Here is a 23,679-nt window from a genome sequence, read left to right as displayed (position 1 = left end):
ACCCTAACCCCGCCTCGCGTCCCCTGCGTCAGACCGGCAGCTCGCGCTCGCCGCGGAAGGTCGCGGGCTCGCACTGGATCGTGGCGTGGTGGATGCCGTTCTCGTCGAGCACGGCCTGCGTCGACTCGAGCACGGTCGCATAGTCGGCGCCCTCGGCGACGCGGACGTGACCGGTGCAGTTCTCGATGCCGGAGGTGAGCGTCCAGACGTGCAGGTCGTGCACGCTGTCGACGCCGGGCAGCGCCTCGATGCGGGCGACGAGCTTCGGCACGTCGACGTGCTTCGGCGCGACCTCGAGCAGGATGCGCAGCGCCTGCCGGGTGAGCAGGAAGGTGCGCGGCAGGATGAACAGCCCGATCCCGACGCCGATGATCGGGTCGGCCCACGGCCATCCGGTCGTCCAGAGGATGATCGCGGCGACGATGACGCCGACCGAGCCGAGCATGTCGCCCAGCACCTCGAGCATCGCCCCGCGCAGGTTGATGCTGTCGCGGGCGCCGGTGCGCAGCAGCAGGAAGCTGACGACGTTGACCGCGAGGCCGACGATCGCGGTGACGAGCAGGGGAGGGCCGGGCACGTGCGGCGGGTCGCCGAACCGCAGCACGGCTTCGACGATCACGTAGCCGGCGACGCCGAAGAGCAGCACGCCGTTGGCGAGCGCGGCGAGCACCTCGAGTCGATAGAGCCCGTAGGTGCGCTGGGCGGTCGCGGGGCGGCGGGCGAGCAGGATGGCGGTGAGCGCCATCGCGAGGCCGAGCACGTCGGTGCCCATGTGGCCGGCGTCGGAGATGAGGGCGAGCGAGTTCGTGGCGAAGCCGACGACGAACTCGACGACCATGAACGCGCCGGTGAGCGCGACGGCGATGATCAGCGCGCGGAGGTGTCGGCTTCCGGCGCTGCCGCCCGCGCCGCCCGGCGGCTCTGCGCCGATGGCGGGACCGTGGCTGTGCCCCGTGCCCACATCCGCTCCCGTCTGCTCATATGAACAACCATTCACATATTGGGCGTGGTGCGGATGTCTGTCAACCCCGCGCCGGGCGGCGACCTGCGTGAGGCGCCCGGGCAGCGGGTCTCGGGTTGCGCGCCTCGGGCTGCGCGTCTCCGGCGGTCAGCGGGTCAGGGCGTGATGAGCATGCGCGAGATCCGGTCGCCGTCGACGGTGAAGCGAATCGGGCTCGTGCGGTTGTAGCCGTCGCCCGACACGGTCACGGTGACGACCCAGTCGTCGCCGACCTGCTCGGCGTCGACGAGTTCGAAGCGCGAGCGCTTGCCGATGTTGTCGGAGGCGTTCCACGCGCGGGCGCCGTCGTGGCCGTGGAAGCCGCGCCCCCAGTCCTCGAGGTACGCGTCGTCGGTGAAGTTCGCGACGAAGCCGTCGTCGTCGGCGGCGTTCGTGGTGTCGATGAAGCGCTGGATGGCGGCGGGGATCTCGGTCATGGCTCGAGCGTCGCACCGGCGGCGGCGCGCATCCAGGGAGCAGTGATCCGCGGAGGCGCGGTCTGGCGCGCCGCGCATCCGCCGGTGCAAGTCGGCGGATGCGCGCTCGTGACCCGCGTCGCGGCGGAGGGCGCGACGCGGGCCTGCGGGTCAGGCGGCGGTGCCGCTGCGGAACGGGATCGACGGGAAGTCGACGGGGGTGCCGAGGGCGACGTTCACGTAGTTGGTGAAGATGTTCAGGGCGACCTGGCCGATCGTCTCGACGATCTCCTCGTCGCTCCAGCCGGCGGCGCGCACCGCATCCACGTCGCTCTCCGCGATCTGTCCGCGCTGGTCGACGAGCGCGAGGGCGAAGGTCAGCAGGGCGGCGATCCGGGGGTCGTCCGACTGGCCGGTCTGGGCGCTCGCGAGGGCGTCGCGGCTGACGCCGGCCTTGCGGCCGAGGGCGGTGTGTGCGGCGAGGCAGTACTCGCAGCGGTTGCGGTCGGCGACCGCGACGGCGAGCTGCTCGCCGATCGCGGCGCCGAGGGTGCCGCCGCCGAAAGCGCCGAACGAGCCCCACATGCTGGTGAGGGCGGCCGGCGAGTTGGCGACGGCGCGGAACATCGCCGGAACAGCTCCGAAGGCGGCGTGGATCTGGTCGAGCTGCTGCTTGACGGTGCCGGTGGCGGTCTCGGGCTCGACGAGGGCGACGTGGGTCATGGGGCTCCTTGGGAGGTGATCGGGGTGGTCGTGATCGGGGTGGTGATCGCCGCGGGGTTCCGTGGCGTCCCGCCGCTGTCTGCGGGGGAGTGAGACCAGCATCCAATTCGTGTCAGGATGATCGGTGCCGATTGATCCGCACTAGTTGCCTATTCGTCCAGGAGTCGCCATGTCTGACGCGGTGATCGCCGCACCTGCCGCACCTGCCGCACCTGCCGCACCTGTCGCGCCTGCCGCGCCTGCCGCACCTGCCGTTGCGCCCGATGCGGCTGGAGTGCCGGCCCGCCCGGTCTCCTCGGACGGGCGCGTCGCGGACGCCACCGCATCCGCGCCGGATCGTCTCGCTGCTCTGCTCGAGCATTTCCGGGTGCGCACGAAGCTGTTCCACACCGGCCCGCTCTGCGGGGTGACGACGTTCGCGGCGCAGCCCGGCCGCGGGTTCCTGCACGTGCTGCGCGAGGGCGAGATGGAGGTCACGCACCAGGAGCCGGATGGGCGGATGCGGCGCACGGTCGTCGACCGGCCGAGTCTCGTGTTCTACCCGCGTCCGCTCGAGCACGCGTTCCACAACGCGCCGACCGACGACTCGGATTTCGCCTGCGCGGCGGTCGATTTCGAGGGCGGTGCGACGCATCCGCTCGTGCGCACCCTGCCGTCTCTGGTCGTGCTGCCGCTCGACGCGGTCGGCACGCTCGCGCCGGCGCTCGAGCTGCTGTTCGCCGAGGTGGATGACGTGGGCTGCGGCAGCCGGCTCGTCGCCGATCGCCTGTTCGAGGTGGTGCTGATCCGACTGCTGCGGTGGATCCTCGACAACAGCGGCGATCTCGATCTGCCGCCGGGGCTGCTGCTGGGGCTCGGTGACGAGCGGCTGACGGCGACGCTCGTCGCGCTGCACGAGAATCCGGGCGCGCCGTGGACGCTCGAGCGGATGGCGCGCACGGCGGGGCTCTCGCGCAGCGCGTTCGCTGAACGCTTCCGCGCGACGGTCGGGCAGCCGCCGAACGACTACCTGATCGAGTGGAGGCTGACGCTCGCGCAGCAGAGGCTGCGCGCCGGGGCGTCGGTGCAGTCGGTCGCGGTCGATCTCGGCTACGCGAGCGTGTCGGCGTTCTCGCGGGTGTTCAGTCAGCGGCTGGGGTGCTCGCCACGTCGCTGGCTCGCGGGGGCCGCCGCGGCCTGATCTGATGGCGGACGTGGCCGACGCAGTCGTGGGATGGTGCGGTGGCAGTCGCGGACTGGCGTAGTGGCGGTCTGGAGCAGTCGCAGGCTGTCGCGATTGCGGACGGGTGCGGTTGCGCTGTGGCGCGGTTGCGATCTGGCGTACTCGCGGCCCGACGTAGCGGACTGGTGAGGCTGCGCTCTGACGTCGTCACGGTCTGTCGCAGCTCGCAGCTCGCAGCTCGCAGCTCGCAGCTCGGAGCTCGCGAGCGGCGCGTCGTGGGTCGCAGGTCACGGCTCGGGTGATGGGGAAAGGCGAGCGACTCGCGGGTGCTGAAGCAGACCGGAGCGCGACTCGATGCCGCCGTGACGGCTGCTCAAGGTGCGAGGCGCAGTCGGTGGCCGCTCAGAACGGAGCGGTGTCGCGATCGAGGTGATCGCTCGGATGGTCGATCCGGTGCTCTGAAGTCATGACCGAGTTCGGCGCCGATGAGCGCGTCTCGCCGATCTGTCCGCCCGGGGCGCCACTGTGCTCAGGCGGATCGAGTCGATCGTCGAGATGCTCGGGTGGGTCGTCGAGTTCGGCCGGCCGATGCCGGGCGTGGTGGCGGATGGGATGTGCGTACGGAACGAAGGCGACAGGCGGAGCGGGGGCGTCTTCGCGGTAGGTGCGCCCGGTCGGGGAGATCCATTCCAGGACCCCGCCCGCATGCTGTCTCACCCGCCAGGGCGTGAACTGCTTCATCGAATGATGTCGCTGGCACAGGTGAGCGAGGTTGGTGAGAGCGGTCGGGCCGCCGAGGGCGGCGTCGATCGTGTGGTCGAGTTCACACCGGATCGCCGCCATGCGGCATCCGGGGAAGCGGCAGTGCAGATCCCGGGCGCGCAGGTGCCGGCGCTGTTCGAGCGAGGGACGGTAGCGGTCGACTGCGACGGTGGCGCCGTCGACCGGGTCCGTGAGGAGGCGCGTCCACGAGGCTGTTTCGCCGGCGAGGTAGCGGGCCGTGCCCGCGTCGATCGGTGAGCGTCCGATCAAGTCGGCGGGCTGCTCATCGTCACCCAGGAGGGTCAACGCGGAGACGTTCACTTGCACCTGTGCACGAATCGCTCCGAGGGCACCCGGTCCGTCGCCGTGGACGGTCGGATCGAGTGCCGGCGCCCCGGCGAGGATCAGGTCAGCGAACACGTCCGCGCGGATCTGATCGACCGTGCGACGATCGGCGTTCTCCGGGGTTGTGGAGGGGCGTGACGCCGGATCGCGGGCATCGTTCGCGTCCTGTATCGCGTGCGCCATCCGCGTCAGGCGATCCAGGATGCCGTCGCCGATCACCGTCGGGACCGTGGCGATGACATCGCACATCCCGTCCCGCCCGGGGATGAACCGGACCGCACGCTGGCGGGTGGCGTCCTCGTGGCGTTCGGTGAAGGACTGTTCGGTGAGTCTCTCGGCGTAGAGCTCCAGCCCGGCCCGCACTCGGTTCGGGGTGTCATTCAAACTGCGGTCGATCGCCTCCCGCTCGAACTCGGCCCGCCGATCCACCGGAACCACACGCCCAGCCTCCACGATCACCGTCACGTGGCCGCGGGTGATGAACCCGTGCTCCCACGCCGACAACGCCGCAGGGTAGAACTCGACGATCTCCCTGGCTTCCCCGATGCGGCGCTGCACGGTCCGGTCGGGGGAGCGCAGGATCCCGCCGATCTCGGCGGCGATCGATCGCAGCGCCATGTCGTGCGCTCGCACGTTCGCGGGCGAACCCGCCGCTTCGGTCTCGGCGAGCTGGCCGGCGCGGGCGAGCATCCGCACCTCCGCCACCTGCGCGGCCGCCAACTGCAGGGCCGCTGACTCCGCCTCGCCCACTAGCCCCGACAACGACACGACCTCGCCAGACGCATCGTCGACCGGAGCCGTTTCACCGCCGACCGCACCGTCAGCAAACGGCGCAGCGCCGTCGCTTCCGGGAGCGATCGTGGGGCTCTTCATACCTGCACTGTGTCAGCCACCACCGACATTCGCCGGAACACCACCCCCGATCAGAACCGCAGATCAGATGCACATTCCACCGGCATCGGCCAGAACTCTTCCGTCTACCGGAACCGCGCATCCGAGGCACATTCCACCGACATCAGAACGCGCCGCTCCGCACCACGGATCTGCTCCTCCTGCCCCGCGGCCAGCGCCTTCTCGACCGTTCGCCGCCGCAGCTGTGCGTCCCCGCGGCCGCGCCGCCACCTGACGTCCCCGCGGCCGCGCCGCCACCTGACGCCGCCGCGCCCGCGTCGCCCGTGCCTCCGCCGCCGCGCCCGCCCCGCCCCGCCCCGCGACTGTCGCGCTCGCGGCCCTGGCCTCACTCGCGTTCCGACTCGCCTTCGCCTTCGCCTTCCTCGTCGCCTTCCCCCTCGTCGGCCCCGAGCACGTGCCCGATCCCATCCAGCGCGACCCGGAGCTTGCGGCCGAACCACTTCGACGCATCACCGCTGGTCGCCTCGACGAAGGCGTCGCGGGTGACGCGCGGCATCGCCGCCATCCACTCGCCGTCGGCGACCCGCTGCGTGTCGTCGAGGCGCGCCGACAGCTGCTCGCGGCTGCGCGTGCCGTCGATCGTGCTGGTCGTCGGCATCGCGATCGCGCTCGCCGGATTCGTGAGCCTGCCGTTCGACCTGGGCCTGCCGCTGTTCGTCGTCGCGAACGCCGCACTCGGCCTCGGCCTCGGGCTCGCGATGGTCGGCTACACGGTCGGCCCGACGCTGCTCGTCTCGAAGCGGGAGCAGGGTGGGCTCGCCGGACTCACCGCATCCACCACCGCTCTCACCTTCGTGATCACGCCGACGCTCGGCACCGCGCTCTACGGGGTCTGGGGTCCCCTGCCGATCGTCGTCGGGATCGCCGTGCTCGTGCTGGTGCTCGTCTTCCTGCTCGTGCACCCGGCGTTCGCGCCGCGTCGCGCGCCCAGCGGACGGCGCCGCCGCAGCGGTGACACCACGACCCCCGCGCGAGTGCCCCGAGATCGGGGTCTCGCCGGGATTCCGGCGCTCTCCTACATTCGTCGCATGACGATCTCCAACCCGTACGCGCCGCTTCCCTCCGCTCCCGGCTGGTACCCGGACGGGCAGGGCGGCCAGCGCCACTGGGACGGGGCGCAGTGGACCGCCCACTCGCCGGCTGCGCCGCAGCCGCAGTACGCGACCCCGCAGCCGCAGTACGCGACGCCGCAGCCGCAGTACGGCACTCCGCACTACGCCGCGCAGCCGGGCTACGGCGCGCAGCCCATGGTCATCCAGCGCCACGGGATGGCCACCGCGGCGCTCGTGCTGGGGATCTGCGGCTTCGTGCTCATGGGCATCCCGTTCTTCATCGGGATCTTCCTCGGCGGACCGCTCGACATCGTGGCCGTCATCCTGGGCATCGTCGCGCTGACGCGGCTGAACCAGAAGCAGGGCGTCGGCAAGGTGCCGGCGATCTTCGGCATCGTGCTCGGCGGCGTCAGCCTGCTGTCGGTGTTCGTCGGGGCCGGTTGGATCTGGTGATCCGGTCCGCGGCGCCCGGCGCTGCGCGGTCGGCTCGCCTCGCCCGCCGGACTCGTCGTCGCGAACCCGCGGTCTAGCCCTGCATCAGCACGAGCACCTGCTGCGTCAGCGTGCTCGCGACCTTGCGGTCGGAGGCGGTGGCCGCCTTGTCGCCGGGCTGCTCTCCGTAGTCGCCGAAGGAGGCGTGGTCGGCTCCGCGGATCTCGACGAGCGTCGCGGAGTCCGGCAGCAGGTGTCGCGCGGCCTGGATCTTCGCGGGGGTGCTGAGTCCGTCGCGCGAGCCGCCGAGGCTGAGCACCTTCGCGTCGGTGGACGAGATGTCGGCGGCGCAGTAGGAGCCGAGCAGCACCAGCCCCGCGATCGCGTCGCGGCCGCTCGAGCGGTCGTCGGCGACCAGCTGACAGGCGCGCACGCCGCCGAGCGAGTGCCCGCCGACGTACCAGCGCTGCACCTCCGTCGCGCCCGCCGCATCCGCCACCTGGGTGAGGTCGCTGAACGAGCGGGTGTCGAAGAGGGCGAAGTTCAGGGTCACCGACGGGATGACGACCACGACGCCCGCGTCGGCGAGCCCGCGCAGCTTGGCCGCGTAGGCCTCGGGCTCGACCCGCGCTCCCGGCAGCATGACGAAGCCGGCTCCGGTCGCGCCCTGCTTCGGGATGAGCACCACGCCCGCAGCGCTGCGGGTGACCGCGATGCCCGTGTCGTCGTCGAGCGCGGCGAGCGGCTTCGGCTCGGCCCGCATCGGGTTGAGCGCCCAGATCACGAAGCCGAGCAGGGCGACGAGGCCGGCGGCGAGCGCGGCGATGCCGACGCGTCGCACGACCCGCACGGCCCGGGAACGTGGGCGTCGGGCAGACGATCCGGGCGCGGTGCTGCCGGGGGCGGGCGTGTCATCGGTCACCCGGCGAGCGTAGCCGCGACGTGCCGGGAGAACCGCCGCGCGCTCGATGCTGCGCCGCGTCGCGCGACCGAGCGCACCCGCGGCGGAAGGTAGCGTGGACGCCGTGACTGACCTCCGCCTCAGCGCCCGCACCAAGTCCATCCCGCCGCGATTCTGGAACCGCTCCGCCGCCGAGATCGCCGGCGAGCGTCACCGCATCGACGAGTTCACGACGCCGGTGCTCGCGCTCGACGAGAGCGCCGAGGGGCACAACATCCGCCGCTTCGCGCAGTGGGCGAAGGAGCAGAGCGTCGAGTTCGCCCCGCACGGCAAGACGACGATGTCGCCGCGCCTGTGGCGGCACCTCACCGAGGCGGGCGCGACCGCGATCTCCGTCGCGACCCCCTGGCAGGCGCAGCTGGCGCGCAGCGAGGGCGTTCGTCAGGTGCTGCTGGCGAGCGAGCTGCTCGATCCCGCGGCGGCGACCTGGCTGGCGCGGGAGCTCGACGACGACGCCGGCTTCCGCTTCTCCTGCTTCCTCGACTCGCAGGAGGGACTCGAGGTGCTCACCGCCACCCGCGGCGACCGCCCCGTGGATGTGCTGATCGAGCTGGGCGAGCCCGGTGGCCGCACCGGACGCCGCAGCTCCGACGAGGCGCTCGCGCTCGCCTGGGCCGCCGCTCGCGAGAGCCGCGTGCGCCTGCACGGGCTCGCCGGCTACGAGGGCTCGCTCGTCAGCGACCGCAGCCCCGAGTCGGAGGCGATCGTGCGCGCCTACTACGCGCGCCTCATCGATCTGTTCGAGACGATCGCGGCGTTCGAGCTCTGGGATGCCGACCGTCCGCCGGTGATCACGGTCGGCGGGTCGATCTGGTTCGACGTCGCCGCCGAGGTGTTCGCGCCGCTCAAGGACCGCGCGCGCATCGTGCTGCGCGCCGGGTCGTTCGTGGCCCAGGACGACGGCGTCTGGGGCGCCCAGTCGCCGCTCGGCCCGGACTCGGGCGTCGAGGATCCGCTGCGCCCGGCCCTGCGCCTCTGGAGCCGGGTCATCTCGCGACCCGAGAAGGGCCTCGCGATCCTCGACGCCGGCAAGCGCGACGTGCCCGCCGACCTCGGCTTCCCGGTCGCCGTCGACGTCGACGGCGCTCCGCTGGCCGGTCACGAGGTGTTCCGCCTCGACGACCAGCACGCCTACCTGCGCGTGCCGGAGGACAGCACGCTGACGCCCGGCGACGTCGTGCGACTCGGCATCTCGCATCCCTGCGGCGGCTTCGACCGCTGGCGGGTGCTGCCGGTCGTCGACGACGCGAACGCGAAGAAGCCGCGGGTCGTCGGCTTCGTCGAGACGTACTTCTAGGCCGCGCCGTCCGCATCCGCTTACCTGCTCGCCCTGTCGTCACCGCGGCCGCGACGTCGCGCCGCAACGCGCGCGAAACGGCGCGGTGCTTGGATGAGCGCGTGAGCACCGTCCGCCCCGTCATCGGCGTCACCACCTACCTCGAGCCGATCCGCTCGGGCATCTGGGAGCTGCCGGCCGCCTATCTGCCCGAGACCTACCTGCGCTCCGTCGTCGACGCGGGCGGCATCGCCGTGCTGCTGCCACCGCAGCCGGTCGATGACGAGATCGCCGCGGCGACGGTCGCGAGCCTCGACGGGCTGCTCGTCACGGGCGGCTACGACGTCGATCCGGCGCGGTACGGACAGCGGGCGGGTGAGCACACCGACACCCCGCGCGACGACCGCGACGCCTGGGAGGATGCGCTGCTCGCCGCGGCGATCGCGGCCGAGCTGCCGTTCCTCGGCATCTGCCGCGGACTCCAGCTGCTCAACGTGCACCAGGGCGGCACCCTGCTGCAGCACCTGCCCGACGCGCTCGACGGCGACACGCGCTACAGCGGCGACGCAGGGGTCTTCGCGATCAACGAGGCCGCTCCGGTCGACGGCTCACGCCTGGCGGAGCTGTACGGCGGGGCGACGAGCGTGGATGTGCGCAGCTACCACCACCAGGCCGTCGACCGGCTCGGCGCGGGGCTGCGGGTGACGGCGGTGTCGGCGGGCTCCGGTGCGACCGAGCAGGTCGTGCAGGCGATCGAGCTGGAGGGCGACGCCTTCGGCATGGCGGTGCAGTGGCATCCCGAGCAGATCGGCGACCTGCGCGTGTTCCAGGGCCTGGTGGATGCGGCGGTCGAGCACCGCCGGACGCGCTCGGCCTGACGTTCGGTCGAGCCCGGCGCGGTGGGTCGATCCCGGCGGTGCGGGTCGAGCCCGGCGCGGTGGCGCGAGCCCGGATCTCCGGGCGGGTCGGTCAGTCGGCTTCGCCGGTCGGGGGCGTCTTCGGCGTGCGCGGGGTGCGCGGCTTGGCGGCGGGCTTGGCGGTGGAGCTGCCGGCAGCGGCCGAACCCGTCGAACCCGCCGAGCCCGACGACCCGCGGCGGATTCCGGTCGACCCGGTCGCCGCGCTCTTCGACCCGGCGCGGCCCGCGGCGGGCTTGCGCGCCGGTTTGGCGGCGCCCGCGGGCGTGACCGCCTCGGTTCCCGTGCTGCCCGCATTGGCGTGGCTGACGGCCGACTTCGGCGCGGGGAGCACGGCGGTGTCGGCGGTGCCCGCACGGTCGCCGGCGTCGACGGCGAGGTCGTCGGCGGCGGAGCCGGCGGCATCCTCATCGGTCGTCGCGGCGGGGGCCGACGTGGAAGCCGAGCCGGCGGCGTCGCCCGTCGGGGTGACCGGGCCGGTCACGTTCGACTCCTCGGCGACGCCGGCGGGCGCGGCGATCGTGTGCGGGGTGACCGGTGCGCTCGGCGCCGTCGCGGTCGGCGCGGGGTGCGTCTCGGCGACATCCGCCGGGGGAGTCGTCGGCGTCCAGTCCGGCGTCGGGGCGGCCGGCGTCGGCGCGTCGGCCGTCGGCTGGCCGGGGCCGCCCACCGGGCCCGGGGATGCGGCCGGGGCCTTCGGCTCGTGCCGGTCGAGGTAGAGCTGCGCCGCGCGCGTGCCGACCACGAGGAAGCGCACCAGCAGCACGACCAGGATCACGATCACCGCGAACACGAAGAGCATGAAGGCCGCCCACAGGCCGAAGCCGATGAAGTGCAGGCCGGATCCGCCGCCCGGCAGGAGCGGGTTGGGGCCGCCCCCGAACCCGCCGGCCCCGCCTCCGGGGCCCTGGTACTGGTCGTGGTCGCCGCGGGCGCCGACGGCGATCACGCGGTCGAGGGTCGTGAGCAGCGTCGTCGACATCAGTCCTCCAGCTCGAGTGCGCGGTTGTCCTCGATGACGGTGCCGACCGCGATCGCGACGGTCATCGCCCAGCTGATCCACATCAGCGCGAGGCGCCAGTCCTTGGGGCCCTTCCGGGTGGTCTGGACGAGGCCGAACGCCCCGAAGAGCGAGCTCAGCACGCTCGTGTTCAGCAGGTACTTGCGCATTCCGCCTCCTCAGCAGTGCCGCCAACGCTACCCGGCGCGGGAGGCGTGGTCCCAGGGTCTACAGTGAAGCGCCAGCCCCGATGGTCGTGGTGGCGGAAGGAACCACGGTTGCGCACCGCGATCATCGGCGCCGTCCTGCTCGTGCTCGGCGTCGTCGCCGTCGCGACGGGACTCCTGCCCGTCTCCGAGGCGCTCGCCGTCGCGGACCGCACCTGGCCCATCCTGCTGTTCGTCGTGGCGATCACGGTCGTGACCGAGCTCGCCGCCGAGGCCGGGCTGTTCACGGCGATCGCTGAGCGCACGGCGCGCTGGGGCGCCCACCGAGCCTGGCTGCTCTGGATCTTCGTCGTGCTGCTCGCCGTCGTCAGCACGGTGTTCCTCTCGCTCGACACGACGGCCGTGCTGCTGACGCCCGTGGTCGTGCAGCTCGCCCGTCACAACGGCCTGCCGCCGCTGCCCTTCGCGCTCACGACGGTGTGGCTCGCGAACACGGGGTCGCTGCTGCTGCCGGTGTCGAACCTCACCAACCTGCTGGCGGAACATGCCCTCGGCGGAATGCCGGCCGCATCCTTCGCCGCGATGATGGCGCTGCCCGCTCTGGTCGCGGTGCTCGTGCCGTGCGCCGTGCTGTTCCTGATCTACCGCCGCGACCTGCTGCGGCGCTACCAGCCGGGCACGCCCGAGCCGATCGACGACAAGGTGCTGTTCCGCGCGTCGGCCATCACGGTCGCCGCGCTGCTTCCGCTGCTCGTCTCGGGCCTGCCGGTGTGGATGCCGGCCTGCGCCGGAGCTCTCGTGCTCGGCGTGCTGTTCGCCGTGCGCCGCCGTCGGGTGCTGCGCTTCTCGCTCGTCCCGTGGCAGCTGGTCGTGCTCGCCTCCGGGCTTTTCCTCGTCGTCGAGACCGGGCACGCGCTCGGACTGACGGGGATGCTGGCGCAGCTCGTCGGCGAGGGCGAGGGTCCGCTCGCGCTGCTGCGGCTCGCGGGCACCGCCGGGGTGGGCGCGAACGCGATCGACAACCTGCCCGCCTACCTGCTGCTCGAGCCGCTCGCCGAGAGCCCGCACCGCATCGCCGCGCTGCTGGTCGGCGTCAACGCCGGTCCGCTCATCACGCCGTGGGCCTCGCTCGCGACCCTGCTCTGGCATTCGCGGCTCACCTCGATGGGCGTCGAGATCTCCTGGCGGCGCTACGCCCTGCTCGGGCTCGTCGTCGCGCCGCTCACGGTCGTGCTGGCGACGCTCGCGATCCTCGTCTGATGCCGCCCACGCCGGGCGCGGCACCTGGCACTCGACTGGAAACCGAGAGCCCGCCGAACGTGCGCCGATAACCTTGACTCGTGCCTGACGACAGATCCCATCTCGTCGTCGTGTCGAATCGCCTCCCCGTCGACCGCACGGTCGGACCCGACGGTGAGCCCACCTGGTCGCCGTCGCCCGGCGGACTCGTCACCGCCCTCGAGCCCGTCATGCGCTCGGCCGGCGGCGCGTGGGTCGGCTGGGGCGGGCAGCCCGACCTCGGGCTCGAGCCCTTCGAACACGACGGCATCCGCATCATCCCGATCGACCTCAGCGAGACCGACATCGAGCGGTACTACGAGGGGTTCAGCAACGACACCCTGTGGCCGCTCTACCACGACGTCATCGCGCCGCCGAGCTACCACCGTGTCTGGTGGGACAGCTACGTCGGCGTCAACCGGCGCTTCGCGGATGCGGCCATCGCCGCCGCCGCGCCCGACGCGACGGTCTGGGTGCAGGACTACCAGCTGCAGCTGGTGCCGCGCATGCTGCGCGAGGCCCGACCCGACCTGACGATCGGGTTCTTCAACCACATCCCCTTTCCCGCCTACGGCATCTACTCGCAGCTGCCCTGGCGCACCCAGATCATCGAGGGGCTGCTCGGCGCGGATGTGATCGGCTTCCAGCGCGTCGCCGACGCCGGCAACTTCACCCGCGCGGTGCGCCGCCTGCTGCCGTATTCGACGAAGGGCGCGATCGTCAACGTGCCCGACGGCGACGGCGCGCGTCAGGTGCTCGCGAAGGCGTTCCCGATCTCGATCGACACGGCCGGCTTCGAGGAGCTCGCCCAGCGGCCCGAGGTGCAGGCCCGGGCGGCGCAGATCCGCCACGACCTCGGCAACCCGGCGAAGATCATGCTCGGCGTCGACCGCCTCGACTACACGAAGGGCATCCGGCACCGGCTCAAGGCCTTCGGCGAGCTGCTGGCCGACGGCCGGGCGGATGTCGGCGACGTCACGCTCGTGCAGGTCGCCAGCCCCAGCCGCGAGCGGGTCGAGACCTACCGCCAGCTGCGCGACGAGGTCGAGCTGACCGTCGGGCGCATCAACGGCGACTACGGCACCATCAGCCACCAGCCGATCAGCTACCTGCACCACGGCTTCCCGCGCGAGGAGATGGCGGCGCTCTACCTGGCCGCCGACGTCATGCTCGTCACCGCGCTGCGCGACGGGATGAACCTGGTCGCCAAGGAGTACGTGGCCGCGCGCAGCGGCGACCTCGACGGGGTGCTCGTGCTGAGCGAGTTCGCCGGCGCCGCCGATGAGCTGCGCACGGCTGTGCTGATCAACCCGCACGACATCGCCGGCCTGAAGGACGCCATCAGCGGCGCCCTCGACATGCCGCGCGAGGAGCGGCGGCGGCGGATGCGCGCGATGCGCAAGCGCGTGCGCGAGAACGACGTCGAGCACTGGTCGCAGACCTTCCTGGATGCGCTGCGCCGGGTCCGGCGCGGCGACGACCTCTCGGCGCTCGGCGCCGCCCCGGCGCGACGTTCGGCGGGGCAGGCCCCGGCTCCGCGCGCGGCGGCGGGCGCCGCGTCGACCACGCCGGGCGGAGCCCGCGGATGACGCCGGGGGAGGGTCTGGGGGAGGTCGTGCGCGACGCCGCGACGACCTCGGGCCGCGCCTCGGCGCATCCCGAGCCCCTCGCCGACCCGCTCGCCGGAGCGCTGCGCGAGCTCGCGCACCAGCGGCGCCTGCTCGTCGCGCTCGATTTCGACGGAACGCTCGCGCCCGAGGTCGACGACCCCGAGAAGGCGCGCGCGCTGCCCGAGGCCCGGGCGGCGGTGCTGCGGCTCAACGCCCTGCCGAACACCCGCGTGGCGATGGTCAGCGGCCGCGCGCTCGAGAGCCTCATCCACGTCACCGACCTGCCCGACGACGTGCTGCTCGTCGGCTCGCACGGCATCGAGCTGCGCCTCGACAACCCCGACGACGCGCTCGCGCTCAACGACCGGGAGCAGGAGGACGTCGAGGTGCTGCACGAGGTGCTCGGCGAGGTCGCCGACTCGCTCGACGACGTCTGGCTCGAGCCGAAGCCGGCCGGCTTCGCGCTGCACACGCGCCTCGCCTCCGACCGCGCCTCGCGCGTGGCCCACCTGGTGGCGCTGAGCGAGACGGCGGCCGAGCTCGACAACCTCACGGTGCGGCACGGCAAGAACGTGCTCGAGTTCTCGGTGCGGTCGACGACGAAGGGCGAGGCGGTCGAGCACCTGCGGCGCTATGTGAAGGCGGATGCGGTGTTCTACGCCGGCGACGACGTCACCGACGAAGACGCCTTCGCCGCGCTCGAGGCCCACGATCTGGGACTCAGGAGCGGCGACGGCGACACGGTCGCGGCGTACCGCGTCGACGGCCCCGCGGAGGTCGCGGCGGCGCTGGCGGCGCTGGCGACCTTCCGCGAGGGCGACGTGCACGAGCAGTAGGCGCCGCCCTCGGGCACACGTGCCCGAATCCGGAGCCGTGCGACTCAGTCGCGCGGGCCGCGCAGCTGCGCGAGCTGCTCGCCGTAGAACGCGACCGGGTCGGTCACGGCGCCCTTGACGTGCCGGCTCCACTCGTCGACGAGCACCTCGATGTCGCCGTTCTCGATGCCGTCGAGCGCGACGCGCGCCACCTCCGCCGGCGAGACCATCGGCCCGTCGTACCCGGCCATGATGTCGGTGTCGGCGGCTCCGAGATGGATGCCGGTCACCTGCGTCCCCTGTCCGGCCAGCTCGAGGCGGATGCCCGCGGTGAGTGCCCACTCGGCCGCCTTCGCGGGCGCGTAGGCCCCGGCGCCGAGCGTGCTGAACCACGACAGCGCCGAGAGCACGTTCGCGATCGCGCCGCCGCCGTTCGCGGCGAGCACGGGCGCGAAGGCCCGCGCCATGCTCAGCGTGCCGAAGTAGTGGGTCTCCATCTCGAGCCGCACCAGGTCGAGGTCGCCGGCGATCAGGTCCTGCCGGGTCGCGATGCCGGCGTTGTTGATCAGCAGCTGCACATCGCCCGCCTGCGCGGCCGCCGCGGCGACCTGCCCGGGATCGGTGATGTCGAGCCGCAGCGGGCGCACGCCGTCGAGGTCGATGCTGTCGGGGTTGCGGGCGGCCGCCCACACCGACGCCCCGCGGTCGCGCAGCTGCGCGGCGAGCTGGCGGCCGATGCCGCGGTTCGCTCCGGTGACGAGGGCGACGGTTCCGTCGATCTTCATGGTCGTGCTTCTCCTTGGTGCCCCGGCGGGCCCGGTGAGCCGGGCGGGGCTGTCGATGCGAGCGCCGGGATGACGCGCCGGGTTACCGTAAGACCTGACATCAATGTGAGGTGCAAGCGCCGGCCGCGAACGCAGCGCGGCTCGGCGCCGACCTCGCGTCGACTCCCCAGCAGAAGGGCGGCATCCATGCGCATCGGCGACCTGTCGGCGGCGACCGGCGCGAGCGTGCGCTCGCTGCGCTACTACGAGGAGCAGGGGCTCATCGCACCCGAGCGCACCGCGGGAGGACAGCGCGAGTTCGACGACCTCGACCCGGCGCGGGTCGCCTTCATCCAGCAGCTGTTCGCCGCCGGCATGACGAGCTCGAGCATCCGCGAGCTGCTGCCGTGCACGCACTCCGGCCGCACGACGCGGGCCCAGCGCGCGCGACTGCGCGCCGACCGCGACCGCATCGCCGAGCAGATCGACCGTCTCGTGCAGGCGCGCGACCGTCTCGACCACGTGATCGAGCTGGCCGAGGAGCGGGCTGACGGCGTCGAGTCCGACCCCGAGTCGGGCCGCGATCCCGACCGCGGTGCCGCTCGCGAATCCCGTGCCGACGGCGGCGGCGGCTGGTGGGGATCCGAGCTGACCGCGTGCCCGCCGAGAGCCGGGTCGGCGGCGCTCAGCGCATCGTGATCAGCGCTGCGTGATCCTGCGCGGCACCCAGTAGACCGGATCGATCGCCCGAACGCCCGCGTCGGTCGCGACCAGCTCCACGTCGGAGACGACCTTCTCCCCGGTCTGGTCACGCCCGGTGACGGTCACGATCACGCGCCCGTCCGCGGCGGAGCGGGTGCTGAGCGCCACATCCTTCAGACCCGGATCGAGGTCATCGTGCTGTGCCGCGTCGATGGACGCCGAGCATCGGCCCGGATCGTCGGCGTAGTCCTGGCAGAAGGCGTACGCGTCGCTGCTCGGCTCGCCGACGCCGGCGCCCGCCTCGATCACGTGCGCCATGAAGGTGTTCGCCTCCTTCGCGGTGACCGCGGCGGGCGAGTGCTGATTGATCGCGATAGCTCCCGCTGCGACGCAGCCGATCGCCGCGACGGCCATGCCGACGCCGAGGCCGGTGATCGCGCGAGTCGGCATGGCAGGCATCCTTCGGGAGTCGGGGGCCACCGCGAGCGGAGAACTCCTCGCACGCTAACTCCGCGAGGGGGCGGTGCCCTCCGGGCTGACCCCGACCGCGCCCGGCGACATACAGGTGTCGCCCGGTAGACTCCGAGCAGCACACCCTCGCCGTCTGCCGCGACCTCGTTCCCGGCCCCAGGCACCCGACGAGAAGGAGACCAGATGATCGTGCTCCTGCTCGCGTTCGCGTTCGGGGGCGTCGTCATGCCGGTGCTCATCCGCCTGCTGGGCCGCTCGGCCTTCGCGATCGCAGCGCTCATCCCGACCGCGGCGTTCGTGAACGCGCTCGCGCAGCTGCCGACCGTGGTCGGCGGGGGAGTCGTGCGCGAGGTCGTGCCGTGGATCCCGGCGCTCGGCGTCGACCTGTCGCTGCGCCTCGACGGGCTGTCGACCACGATGGCGCTCATCGTCGCCGGCGTCGGCGCGCTCGTGCTGCTCTACTGCGCGCGCTACTTCGCGCCGACCGCCCCGGCGCTCGGCCGCTTCGCCGGGGTGCTGACGGCATTCGCGGGCGCGATGTACGGCCTCGTGGTCGCCGACGACATGTTCGTGATGTTCATGTTCTGGGAGGCGACGAGCGTCTTGAGCTACCTGCTCATCGCGCACCTCGCCGCGAAGGCGACGAGCCGCCGCGCAGCGCTGCAGGCGCTCATCGTCACGACGCTCGGCGGTCTCGTCATGCTCGTCGGGCTCGTGCTGCTGCGCGTCGAGACCGGCACCTCGTCGCTCGCGGGGGTGGTGGATGCGCATCCCACCGGCCCGGTCGCGGGCGTCGCCGCCGTGCTGATCGTGGTCGGCGTCGCGTCGAAGTCGGCGCTCATCCCCTTCCACTTCTGGCTGCCGGCGGCGATGGCCGCGCCCACGCCGGTCAGCGCCTACCTGCACGCCGCGGCGATGGTGAAGGCGGGCGTGTACCTCGCGCTGCGCCTGACTCCGGGGCTGTCGGAGGCGCCCGGCTGGCGCGAGACGCTGCTCGTGCTGGGACTGACGACGATGCTGCTCGGCGGGGTCACCGCGCTGCGGCACAGCGACCTCAAGCTCGTGCTCGCGCACGGAACCGTGTCGCAGCTCGGCTTCCTCACCGCGATGGCCGCCGTCGACACCCCCATCGCGGCGCTCGGCGCCGTCGCCCTGCTGCTGAGCCACGCGCTCTTCAAGTCGACGCTGTTCCTGACCGTCGGCGTCATCGATCACGACCACGGAACCCGCGACCTGCGCAAGCTCTCCGGTCTCGGCCGTCGGCGCCCGGTGCTTGCGATCACGGCGCTCGCCGCGGTGCTGTCGATGGCCGGGCTGCCGCCGGCGCTCGGATTCGTGGCCAAGGAGACCGTGCTGACGGGGCTGATCGAGGGCGCCCACGACGACGGCGCGCTCGCGGCCGTGCTCGTGGTCGTCGTCGCCGGATCCGCGCTCACCCTCGCCTACGGCCTCCGCTTCCTCTGGGGAGCCTTCGCCCGCAAGCCCGGCGTGACCGAGTGCTCGCCGGTCGCGCATCCCGACCCCCGCTTCCTCGCGCCCCCGGTGCTGCTCGCCGCGGTCGGCCTCGCGCTCGGGCCGCTCTCGGGGCTCGTCGATCCGGTGCTCGCGCGAGCCGGCGCCGACGCCTCCTCGCACGGCGAGGCGCACTACCACCTGGCGCTCTGGCACGGGCTCGAGCCGGCGCTCGGGCTCTCGGGCCTCACCCTCGTGCTCGGCGTCGCGCTGTTCCTGCTCGTCGGCCGCCGCACCGCCGACGCCCCCGGCGAGAGCCTCGCGCCGCGGGCCTACGGCGCCGCGATGCACGGGGTGGATGTCGTGGCCGCCCGCGTCACGGGCGCCACCCAGCGCGGCTCGCTGCCCTTCTATCTCGGGGTGATCTTCGTCGTCGCGATCGGCGCCGTCGGCACCGCCGTGGTCGCGTCCGGTGCGCGCATCCCCGAGCTGCGGATCGCCGACGGCTGGGCCCAGGTCGCCGTCAGCGCGCTCATGATCGTCGCCGCCGTCGCGGCTGCCCGGGCGCAGAAGCGCTTCACCGCGGTCGTGCTCGTCGGCGTCACCGGAACCGGGATGACGGCGCTCTTCGCCCTGCAGGGCGCGCCCGACCTCGCGCTCACCCAGCTGCTCGTCGAGACCGTCACGCTCGTCGCCGTCGTGCTCGTGCTGCGGCGCCTGCCGGCCCGGCTCGGCGAGCGCAACGGCAGCGCCATGCCCGTCGTGCGCGCGATCATCGGCATCGCCGTCGGCGTGCTCATGGCGGTCGTCGCGGTCGTCGTGACGGCGGCGCGCACGGCATCCCCCGTCTCGGTCGACTGGGCCGACCTCGCGGTCACCTTCGGCCACGGCAAGAACGTCGTCAACGTCGCCCTCGTCGACCTGCGCGGCTGGGACACGATGGGCGAGCTCTCGGTGCTCATCGCCGCGGCGACCGGCGTCGCGAGCCTCGTCTTCGTGCGCACCCGCGAGGACCGGCTGCGCCGGCCGGGACGCCGCGAGCAGCGCGACGCCCTGCGCGAGCGCCGCGCGACGGCCGCGGCGACGCCCGGCTGGGAACCCGGCCGCAGCGCCTGGCTGCTCGCCGGCCGCACCCTCGGCGAGCGCAACCGCTCGATCCTGCTCGAGGTCGTCGTGCGCCTGGTGTTCCACGCCCTCGTCGTGTTCTCGGTGTACCTGCTGTTCGCCGGGCACAACGCGCCGGGCGGCGGGTTCGCCGGAGGTCTCGTCGTCGGGCTCGCGCTCGTCGGGCGGTACCTCGCCGGCGGCCGCGACGAGCTGGCCGCGGCCGCGCCCTTCGACGCCGGCCGCGTGCTCGGCCTCGGCATGGTCTTCGCCGCCGGAACCGCGGCCGTCCCGCTCTTCCTCGGCGCGGATGCGCTCACCTCGACCTGGTTCGAGGCCGAGGTGCCGGTGCTCGGCCACCTCGAGTTCGTCACCTCGACGTTCTTCGACATCGGTGTCTACCTCGTCGTGATCGGCCTCGCGCTCGACGTGCTGCGCAGCCTCGGCGCGGAGGTGGACCGGCAGTACGAGGTCGCGCAGGGCGAGATCGACGCCGGCGCTGGTGATGCCGTCGGCCCGACGGCGTCGACCGCGTCGGCCGACGCCGAGGGGGTGCGCTCGTGAGCCTCTCGCTCGTGCTGCTGATCACGATGGCTGTGCTCTTCGCCTGCGGCGTCTACCTCATGCTCGAGAAGAGCATGACCCGCGTGCTGCTGGGCTTCCTGCTCGTCGGCAACGCGACGAACCTGCTGATCCTGTCGATGGCGGGCGTGCCTGGCGGCGCCCCGATCGCCGACGGCGCCGACGGCGCGACGACCGATCCACTGCCGCAGGCGCTCGCGCTCACCGCGATCGTCATCACCTTCGGCGTCTCGGCGTTCCTGCTCGCGCTCATCTACCGCTCGTGGAAGCTCGGCCGCCCCGACGAGGTCGAGGTCGACGAGGCCGACGTCGCCGTGCGCACCGAGGGCGTTCCCGAGGAGGAGCTCGACGGCGACACCCGCGCCGGCGACAGCGAGTTCGCCGACGAGACGGGTGGGGCGGATGCCGTGCCCGATGAGCACGAGGTCGGCGACGACGCGAGCGACCCCGACCCCGGCCCTGCACCCGATCCCCGATCCGCCAGCACCGAGGAGGCGACCCGATGACCTCGCTCGTCCCGCTCGTCGTCCTCGCTCCGCTGCTCGGCGCGGCGATCACGCTGACGCTCGCCGGGCGCCCGCGCATCCAGCGCCTCATCGCCGTGGCGGTGCTCGCCGGCGTCGCGGTGCTCGGCGGCGTGCTGCTCGTGCTCGTCGACCTGCACGGCACGCTCGTGATGCAGGTCGGCGGCTGGGCGGCGCCCTTCGGCATCGCCCTCGTCGTCGACCGCCTGTCGGCGCTGCTCGTCGCCGTCTCGGCGATCGTGCTGCTCGCGGTGCTGCTGTTCTCGGTGGGGCAGGGCCTCGCCGACGGGCACGACGAGACGCCCGTGTCGATCTACTACCCGAGCTACCTCATCCTCGCCGCGGGCGTGTTCACGGCCTTCATCGCGGGCGACCTGTTCAACCTCTACGTCGGCTTCGAGATCGTGCTCGTGGCCAGCTACGTGCTGATCACGCTCGGCGGATCGGAGTCGCGCATCCGCGTCGGGCAGACCTACATCGTGGTCAGCCTGGTCTCGTCGATGCTGTTCCTCACCTCGATCGCGATGCTCTACGGCGCGACCGGCACCGTGAATCTCGCGCACCTCGCCCTGCGCATCGCCGAGCTGCCCGAGGGCACGCAGATCGTGCTGCACGTCATGCTGCTGCTCGGCTTCGGGGTGAAGTCGGCGGTGTTCCCGCTGTCGTTCTGGTTGCCCGACTCGTACCCGACGGCGCCCGCGCCGGTCACGGCCGTGTTCGCCGGACTGCTGACGAAGATCGGCGTCTACGCGATCATCCGCACCGAGACGCTGCTCTTCCCGGGGCCCGAGCTCAACGCCGTGCTGCTCGTCGTCGCGTCGCTGACGATGCTCGTGGGCATCCTCGGCGCGATCGCGCAGACCGACCTCAAGCGCATGCTGTCGTTCACGCTCGTCAGCCACATCGGCTATCTGATCTTCGGCGTCGGGCTCGGCTCGGCCGTCGGAACCGCCGCGACGATCTACTACATCGTCCACCACATCGTCGTGCAGACGACCCTGTTCCTGGCGACCGGGCTCGTCGAGCGCATCGGCGGAACCACCTCTCTGCGCCGGCTCGGCGGACTGCTGCAGGCCTCGCCGCTCGTCGCCGTGCTGTTCTTCATCCCGGCGCTCAACCTCGGCGGCATCCCGCCGTTCTCTGGGTTCCTCGGCAAGCTCGGGCTGTTCCAGGCGGGCGCCGAGAACGGCACGCCGCTCGCCTGGGTCGGCATCGGCGTCGGCGCGCTCGTCTCGCTGCTCACGCTCTACGCGCTCATCCGCGCCTGGAGCCTCGCGTTCTGGCGGCCGCGCCCCGAGCCGATCGCCGCGGGCGCGCCCGAGACCGGGTCGCTGTCGCTGACGACGGTGGATGCGCAGACCAGCGTCGTCGAGGTCGTGCGGCCGGGTGGCGGGGCCGGTGCGGCGGGCGCGTCGCCGAGCGGGGTCGTCCGTGCCGCCGGACCCGGCTCGCCCTCGTCGACCGGGCCCGAGTCCCCGGCCAGCGCCGAGGCCGCCGACCGCGCCGTGCCGACCCGCGACGACGCTCGCCGAGCTGTCGGCGCGCATCCATCGACGCGAGGCAAGCGCCGCGGCGCCGCCCCGACCCTGCTCGTCGGCGCGACCGCCGGAATGGTGCTCGTTTCCGTCGCCCTGACGATCGGCGCCGGCCCGCTCTACGAGCTCGCCGAGCGCGCCGGGCAGAGCCTCGAGAGCTCGAGCTACATCTCGGCCGTGTTCCCCGACGGGGTGCCCGGAATCGGCGACGGCACCGCGACCGAGGGAGGATCGCATGGCTGAGAACCCGCGTCGACACGACGCGCTCGACCCCGCATCCACCTCGACCGGCGCCGTCGACCGCGCGGCGTCCGCCGGCTCGAGCGGAGCTGCTGCCGGAGACGGAGACGTCGACCGCACGGCTGCGCAGGGCGGCGCGACCCCGCGCAAGCGCTGGATCCTGGTGCAGCAGCTGCCCCTGCTGGTCGCGCTCGTGCTGCTCTGGATCGCGCTCTGGCGCGACGTCAGCGTGCTCGGCCTCGTCACCGGCGCGATCGTCGCGGTCGTCGTCGGCCGCACCTTCTGGCTGCCGCCGGTCGAGCTCTCCGGCCGCTTCAACCCGTGGCGGCTGCTCGTGCTGATCGGCGCCGTCGGGGGCGAGCTCGTCGCCGCCTCGGTGCAGATCGCGCGTCTCGCGCTCAGCCGCCGCGGGGTGCGCGGCAACGCCGTCGTCGAGGTGAACCTCCGCACGTCGAGCGACTTCGTGCTGACGCTGACCTCGATCGCCGTGTCGCTCGTTCCGGGCTCGATCGTGATCGAGGTCGACCGGGCGCGCTCGAAGATCTTCCTGCACGCGATCGGCGTGACGGACGACGCGGGCGTCGAGCGCGTGCGCCGTCAGGCGCTGCGCATGGAGCGCCGCGTCGTCATGGCCGTCGGCTCGAAGCGCGACGTCGAGCGGGTGTGCGCGGTGGATGCGGGCGCGGGCGCGGCCGCGCCCGGCGCGTCGGATCAGGAGGATCGGCGATGAGCCCCGGAATCGACCTCGTCTCCGTCGGCGTCGCCGTCGCCGGGGCGCTCGTGCTGGTGACCGCGCTGCTGGCCGTGATCCGCATCGTCCGCGGGCCGAGCATCCTCGACCGTCTCATCGCGACCGACGTGCTGATCAGCTGCCTCATGCTCGGCCTCGGCATCGAGATGATCCTCGACGGCCACACCCGCACGATCCCGCTGCTCGTCGCGCTCGCCGCGACGGCGCTGTTCGGCACGATCGCCGTCGCGCGCTACGTCACGAAGCAGGACCGCGCCGAGCGCGAGCGGCTCGAGCGCGAGCAGGCGGAGCGCAACGCGGCCGAGGCGGCGGCGGATGCGGCGGCCGCCGACGCCGCGACCGGAACGGGGGAGCGGGCATGAGCGCCGACATCCTCGACACGATCCTCGACGCCGTCGTGGCCCTCTTCCTCGTGCTCGGCGGCGCGCTCTCGCTGCTCGCCGGCATCGGCCTGCTGCGCTACCCCGATGCGCTGAGCCGCCTGCACGCGGCCACGAAGCCGCAGATCCTCGGGCTCGCCTTCGTGCTCGCGGCCATCGCGCTGAACGACCGGCACTGGACGACGCTGCTCGCCCTCGCGCCCGTGCTGCTGTTCCAGGTGCTGACGACGCCGATCTCGGGCCACATGGTCGGCCGCGCCGGCTACCGCACGGGCAACTTCCGCCGCGACCTGCTCGTGACCGACGAGCTCGTCGACGACATCGACCGCGCCGACGCCTGACGCGC

24 protein-coding genes are annotated in these 23,679 nt (G+C 72.9%); 14 read left to right on the top strand and 10 right to left on the bottom strand.

The genetic code is table 11. The features are described from left to right. Positions 1 to 28: 28 nt before the first annotated feature. From FJ657_RS00275 to FJ657_RS00265, 3 genes are all read right to left on the bottom strand, one after another. Complete coding sequence (locus tag FJ657_RS00275) at positions 29 to 961, bottom strand: cation diffusion facilitator family transporter (protein ID WP_141161712.1); 933 nt, start codon at positions 959 to 961, stop codon at positions 29 to 31. A gap of 155 nt (positions 962 to 1,116) precedes the next feature. Then, a complete protein-coding gene (locus tag FJ657_RS00270; RefSeq protein ID WP_141161711.1) occupies positions 1,117 to 1,437 on the bottom strand; it encodes a nuclear transport factor 2 family protein in 321 nt (106 codons plus the stop codon). Between the two features lie 150 nt (positions 1,438 to 1,587). Further along, complete coding sequence (locus tag FJ657_RS00265) at positions 1,588 to 2,139, bottom strand: carboxymuconolactone decarboxylase family protein (RefSeq protein WP_141161710.1); 552 nt, start codon at positions 2,137 to 2,139, stop codon at positions 1,588 to 1,590. Between the two features lie 169 nt (positions 2,140 to 2,308). Between FJ657_RS00265 and FJ657_RS00255 the strand changes: the two genes are divergently transcribed. Next, entirely contained in the window at positions 2,309 to 3,319 is a 1,011-nt protein-coding gene (locus tag FJ657_RS00255; protein ID WP_181408811.1) for an AraC family transcriptional regulator, read from the top strand. A gap of 384 nt (positions 3,320 to 3,703) precedes the next feature. Here the strand turns inward: FJ657_RS00255 and FJ657_RS00250 are convergent, their stop codons facing one another. Both FJ657_RS00250 and FJ657_RS00245 read right to left on the bottom strand, forming a co-directional pair. After that, entirely contained in the window at positions 3,704 to 5,281 is a 1,578-nt protein-coding gene (locus FJ657_RS00250; RefSeq protein ID WP_141161707.1) for an HNH endonuclease signature motif containing protein, read from the bottom strand. 364 nt (positions 5,282 to 5,645) lie between these two features. After that, positions 5,646 to 5,918: a hypothetical protein gene (locus FJ657_RS00245; protein ID WP_141161706.1), complete on the bottom strand. Its 273-nt coding sequence runs from the start codon at positions 5,916 to 5,918 to the stop codon at positions 5,646 to 5,648. Here FJ657_RS00245 and FJ657_RS00240 point away from each other — a divergent pair. Next, complete coding sequence (locus FJ657_RS00240) at positions 5,890 to 6,825, top strand: DUF2510 domain-containing protein (protein WP_141161705.1); 936 nt, start codon at positions 5,890 to 5,892, stop codon at positions 6,823 to 6,825. The genes FJ657_RS00245 and FJ657_RS00240 overlap by 29 nt on opposite strands. Before the next feature lie 73 nt (positions 6,826 to 6,898). On the opposite strand, the gene FJ657_RS00235 is transcribed toward FJ657_RS00240, so the two are convergent. Further along, positions 6,899 to 7,726 carry an alpha/beta hydrolase gene (locus FJ657_RS00235; protein ID WP_255447044.1) on the bottom strand — a complete coding sequence of 276 codons (828 nt, stop codon included), beginning with the start codon at positions 7,724 to 7,726 and terminating at the stop codon, positions 6,899 to 6,901. A 103-nt stretch (positions 7,727 to 7,829) separates the two neighbouring features. On the opposite strand from FJ657_RS00235, the gene FJ657_RS00230 reads away from it, so the two are divergent. Then, the gene (locus FJ657_RS00230; RefSeq protein WP_181408810.1) at positions 7,830 to 9,062 is read left to right on the top strand and encodes an alanine racemase; all 1,233 of its coding nucleotides are present in this window, start codon (positions 7,830 to 7,832) and stop codon (positions 9,060 to 9,062) included. Positions 9,063 to 9,163: 101 nt separating this feature from the next. Continuing rightward, positions 9,164 to 9,919 carry a gamma-glutamyl-gamma-aminobutyrate hydrolase family protein gene (locus tag FJ657_RS00225; RefSeq protein ID WP_141161703.1) on the top strand — a complete coding sequence of 252 codons (756 nt, stop codon included), beginning with the start codon at positions 9,164 to 9,166 and terminating at the stop codon, positions 9,917 to 9,919. A gap of 91 nt (positions 9,920 to 10,010) precedes the next feature. On the opposite strand, the gene FJ657_RS00220 is transcribed toward FJ657_RS00225, so the two are convergent. Both FJ657_RS00220 and FJ657_RS00215 read right to left on the bottom strand, forming a co-directional pair. Beyond that, positions 10,011 to 10,940: a hypothetical protein gene (locus tag FJ657_RS00220; RefSeq protein ID WP_141161702.1), complete on the bottom strand. Its 930-nt coding sequence runs from the start codon at positions 10,938 to 10,940 to the stop codon at positions 10,011 to 10,013. Next, entirely contained in the window at positions 10,940 to 11,128 is a 189-nt protein-coding gene (locus FJ657_RS00215) for a hypothetical protein (protein WP_141161701.1), read from the bottom strand. The genes FJ657_RS00220 and FJ657_RS00215 overlap by 1 nt, the downstream gene beginning before the upstream one ends. 108 nt (positions 11,129 to 11,236) lie before the next feature. On the opposite strand from FJ657_RS00215, the gene FJ657_RS00210 reads away from it, so the two are divergent. The 3 genes from FJ657_RS00210 to otsB all read left to right on the top strand — a co-directional run bounded on the left by FJ657_RS00210 (position 11,237) and on the right by otsB (position 14,849). Continuing rightward, the gene (locus FJ657_RS00210; protein ID WP_141161700.1) at positions 11,237 to 12,385 is read left to right on the top strand and encodes an SLC13 family permease; all 1,149 of its coding nucleotides are present in this window, start codon (positions 11,237 to 11,239) and stop codon (positions 12,383 to 12,385) included. Positions 12,386 to 12,465: 80 nt separating this feature from the next. After that, positions 12,466 to 13,992, top strand: a complete 1,527-nt coding sequence (otsA, locus tag FJ657_RS00205; RefSeq protein WP_255447043.1) for an alpha,alpha-trehalose-phosphate synthase (UDP-forming) — start codon at positions 12,466 to 12,468, stop codon at positions 13,990 to 13,992. Next, the gene (otsB, locus tag FJ657_RS00200) at positions 13,989 to 14,849 is read left to right on the top strand and encodes a trehalose-phosphatase (RefSeq protein WP_141161699.1); all 861 of its coding nucleotides are present in this window, start codon (positions 13,989 to 13,991) and stop codon (positions 14,847 to 14,849) included. The genes otsA and otsB overlap by 4 nt, the downstream gene beginning before the upstream one ends. A 44-nt stretch (positions 14,850 to 14,893) precedes the next feature. On the opposite strand, the gene FJ657_RS00195 is transcribed toward otsB, so the two are convergent. Beyond that, entirely contained in the window at positions 14,894 to 15,613 is a 720-nt protein-coding gene (locus FJ657_RS00195) for an SDR family oxidoreductase (RefSeq protein ID WP_141161698.1), read from the bottom strand. 186 nt (positions 15,614 to 15,799) lie between these two features. Here FJ657_RS00195 and FJ657_RS00190 point away from each other — a divergent pair, with 186 nt between their 5' ends. Continuing rightward, positions 15,800 to 16,291, top strand: coding sequence for a MerR family transcriptional regulator (locus FJ657_RS00190; RefSeq protein ID WP_141161697.1), 492 nt, complete (start codon positions 15,800 to 15,802; stop codon positions 16,289 to 16,291). On the opposite strand, the gene FJ657_RS00185 is transcribed toward FJ657_RS00190, so the two are convergent. Beyond that, entirely contained in the window at positions 16,292 to 16,744 is a 453-nt protein-coding gene (locus tag FJ657_RS00185; protein WP_141161696.1) for a hypothetical protein, read from the bottom strand. Positions 16,745 to 16,948: 204 nt separating this feature from the next. On the opposite strand from FJ657_RS00185, the gene FJ657_RS00180 reads away from it, so the two are divergent. Genes FJ657_RS00180 through mnhG form a run of 6 tightly spaced genes read left to right on the top strand, consistent with a single transcriptional unit; the run spans position 16,949 to position 23,674 of the window. Continuing rightward, on the top strand, positions 16,949 to 19,885 hold the full coding sequence (locus tag FJ657_RS00180) for a Na+/H+ antiporter subunit A (protein WP_141161695.1): 2,937 nt from the start codon (positions 16,949 to 16,951) through the stop codon (positions 19,883 to 19,885). Further along, a complete protein-coding gene (locus FJ657_RS00175) occupies positions 19,882 to 20,409 on the top strand; it encodes a Na(+)/H(+) antiporter subunit C (RefSeq protein ID WP_141161694.1) in 528 nt (175 codons plus the stop codon). The genes FJ657_RS00180 and FJ657_RS00175 overlap by 4 nt, the downstream gene beginning before the upstream one ends. Next, the gene (locus tag FJ657_RS00170) at positions 20,406 to 22,205 is read left to right on the top strand and encodes a Na+/H+ antiporter subunit D (protein WP_141161693.1); all 1,800 of its coding nucleotides are present in this window, start codon (positions 20,406 to 20,408) and stop codon (positions 22,203 to 22,205) included. Before FJ657_RS00175 ends, FJ657_RS00170 begins: the two co-directional genes overlap by 4 nt. Next, complete coding sequence (locus tag FJ657_RS00165) at positions 22,198 to 22,932, top strand: Na+/H+ antiporter subunit E (protein WP_141161692.1); 735 nt, start codon at positions 22,198 to 22,200, stop codon at positions 22,930 to 22,932. The genes FJ657_RS00170 and FJ657_RS00165 overlap by 8 nt, the downstream gene beginning before the upstream one ends. Next, on the top strand, positions 22,929 to 23,315 hold the full coding sequence (locus FJ657_RS00160) for an MrpF/PhaF family protein (RefSeq protein ID WP_255447042.1): 387 nt from the start codon (positions 22,929 to 22,931) through the stop codon (positions 23,313 to 23,315). The genes FJ657_RS00165 and FJ657_RS00160 overlap by 4 nt, the downstream gene beginning before the upstream one ends. Further along, on the top strand, positions 23,312 to 23,674 hold the full coding sequence (gene mnhG, locus FJ657_RS00155; RefSeq protein ID WP_141161691.1) for a monovalent cation/H(+) antiporter subunit G: 363 nt from the start codon (positions 23,312 to 23,314) through the stop codon (positions 23,672 to 23,674). The genes FJ657_RS00160 and mnhG overlap by 4 nt, the downstream gene beginning before the upstream one ends. Positions 23,675 to 23,679 lie beyond the last annotated feature (5 nt).

It is taken from the genome of Schumannella soli (assembly GCF_006517435.1).
In the GTDB taxonomy this organism is placed as follows: Bacteria; Actinomycetota; Actinomycetes; order Actinomycetales; family Microbacteriaceae; genus Schumannella; species Schumannella soli.
Note: the sequence above shows the minus strand (reverse complement) of the source record. Positions and strands in the feature narration are given on the sequence as shown.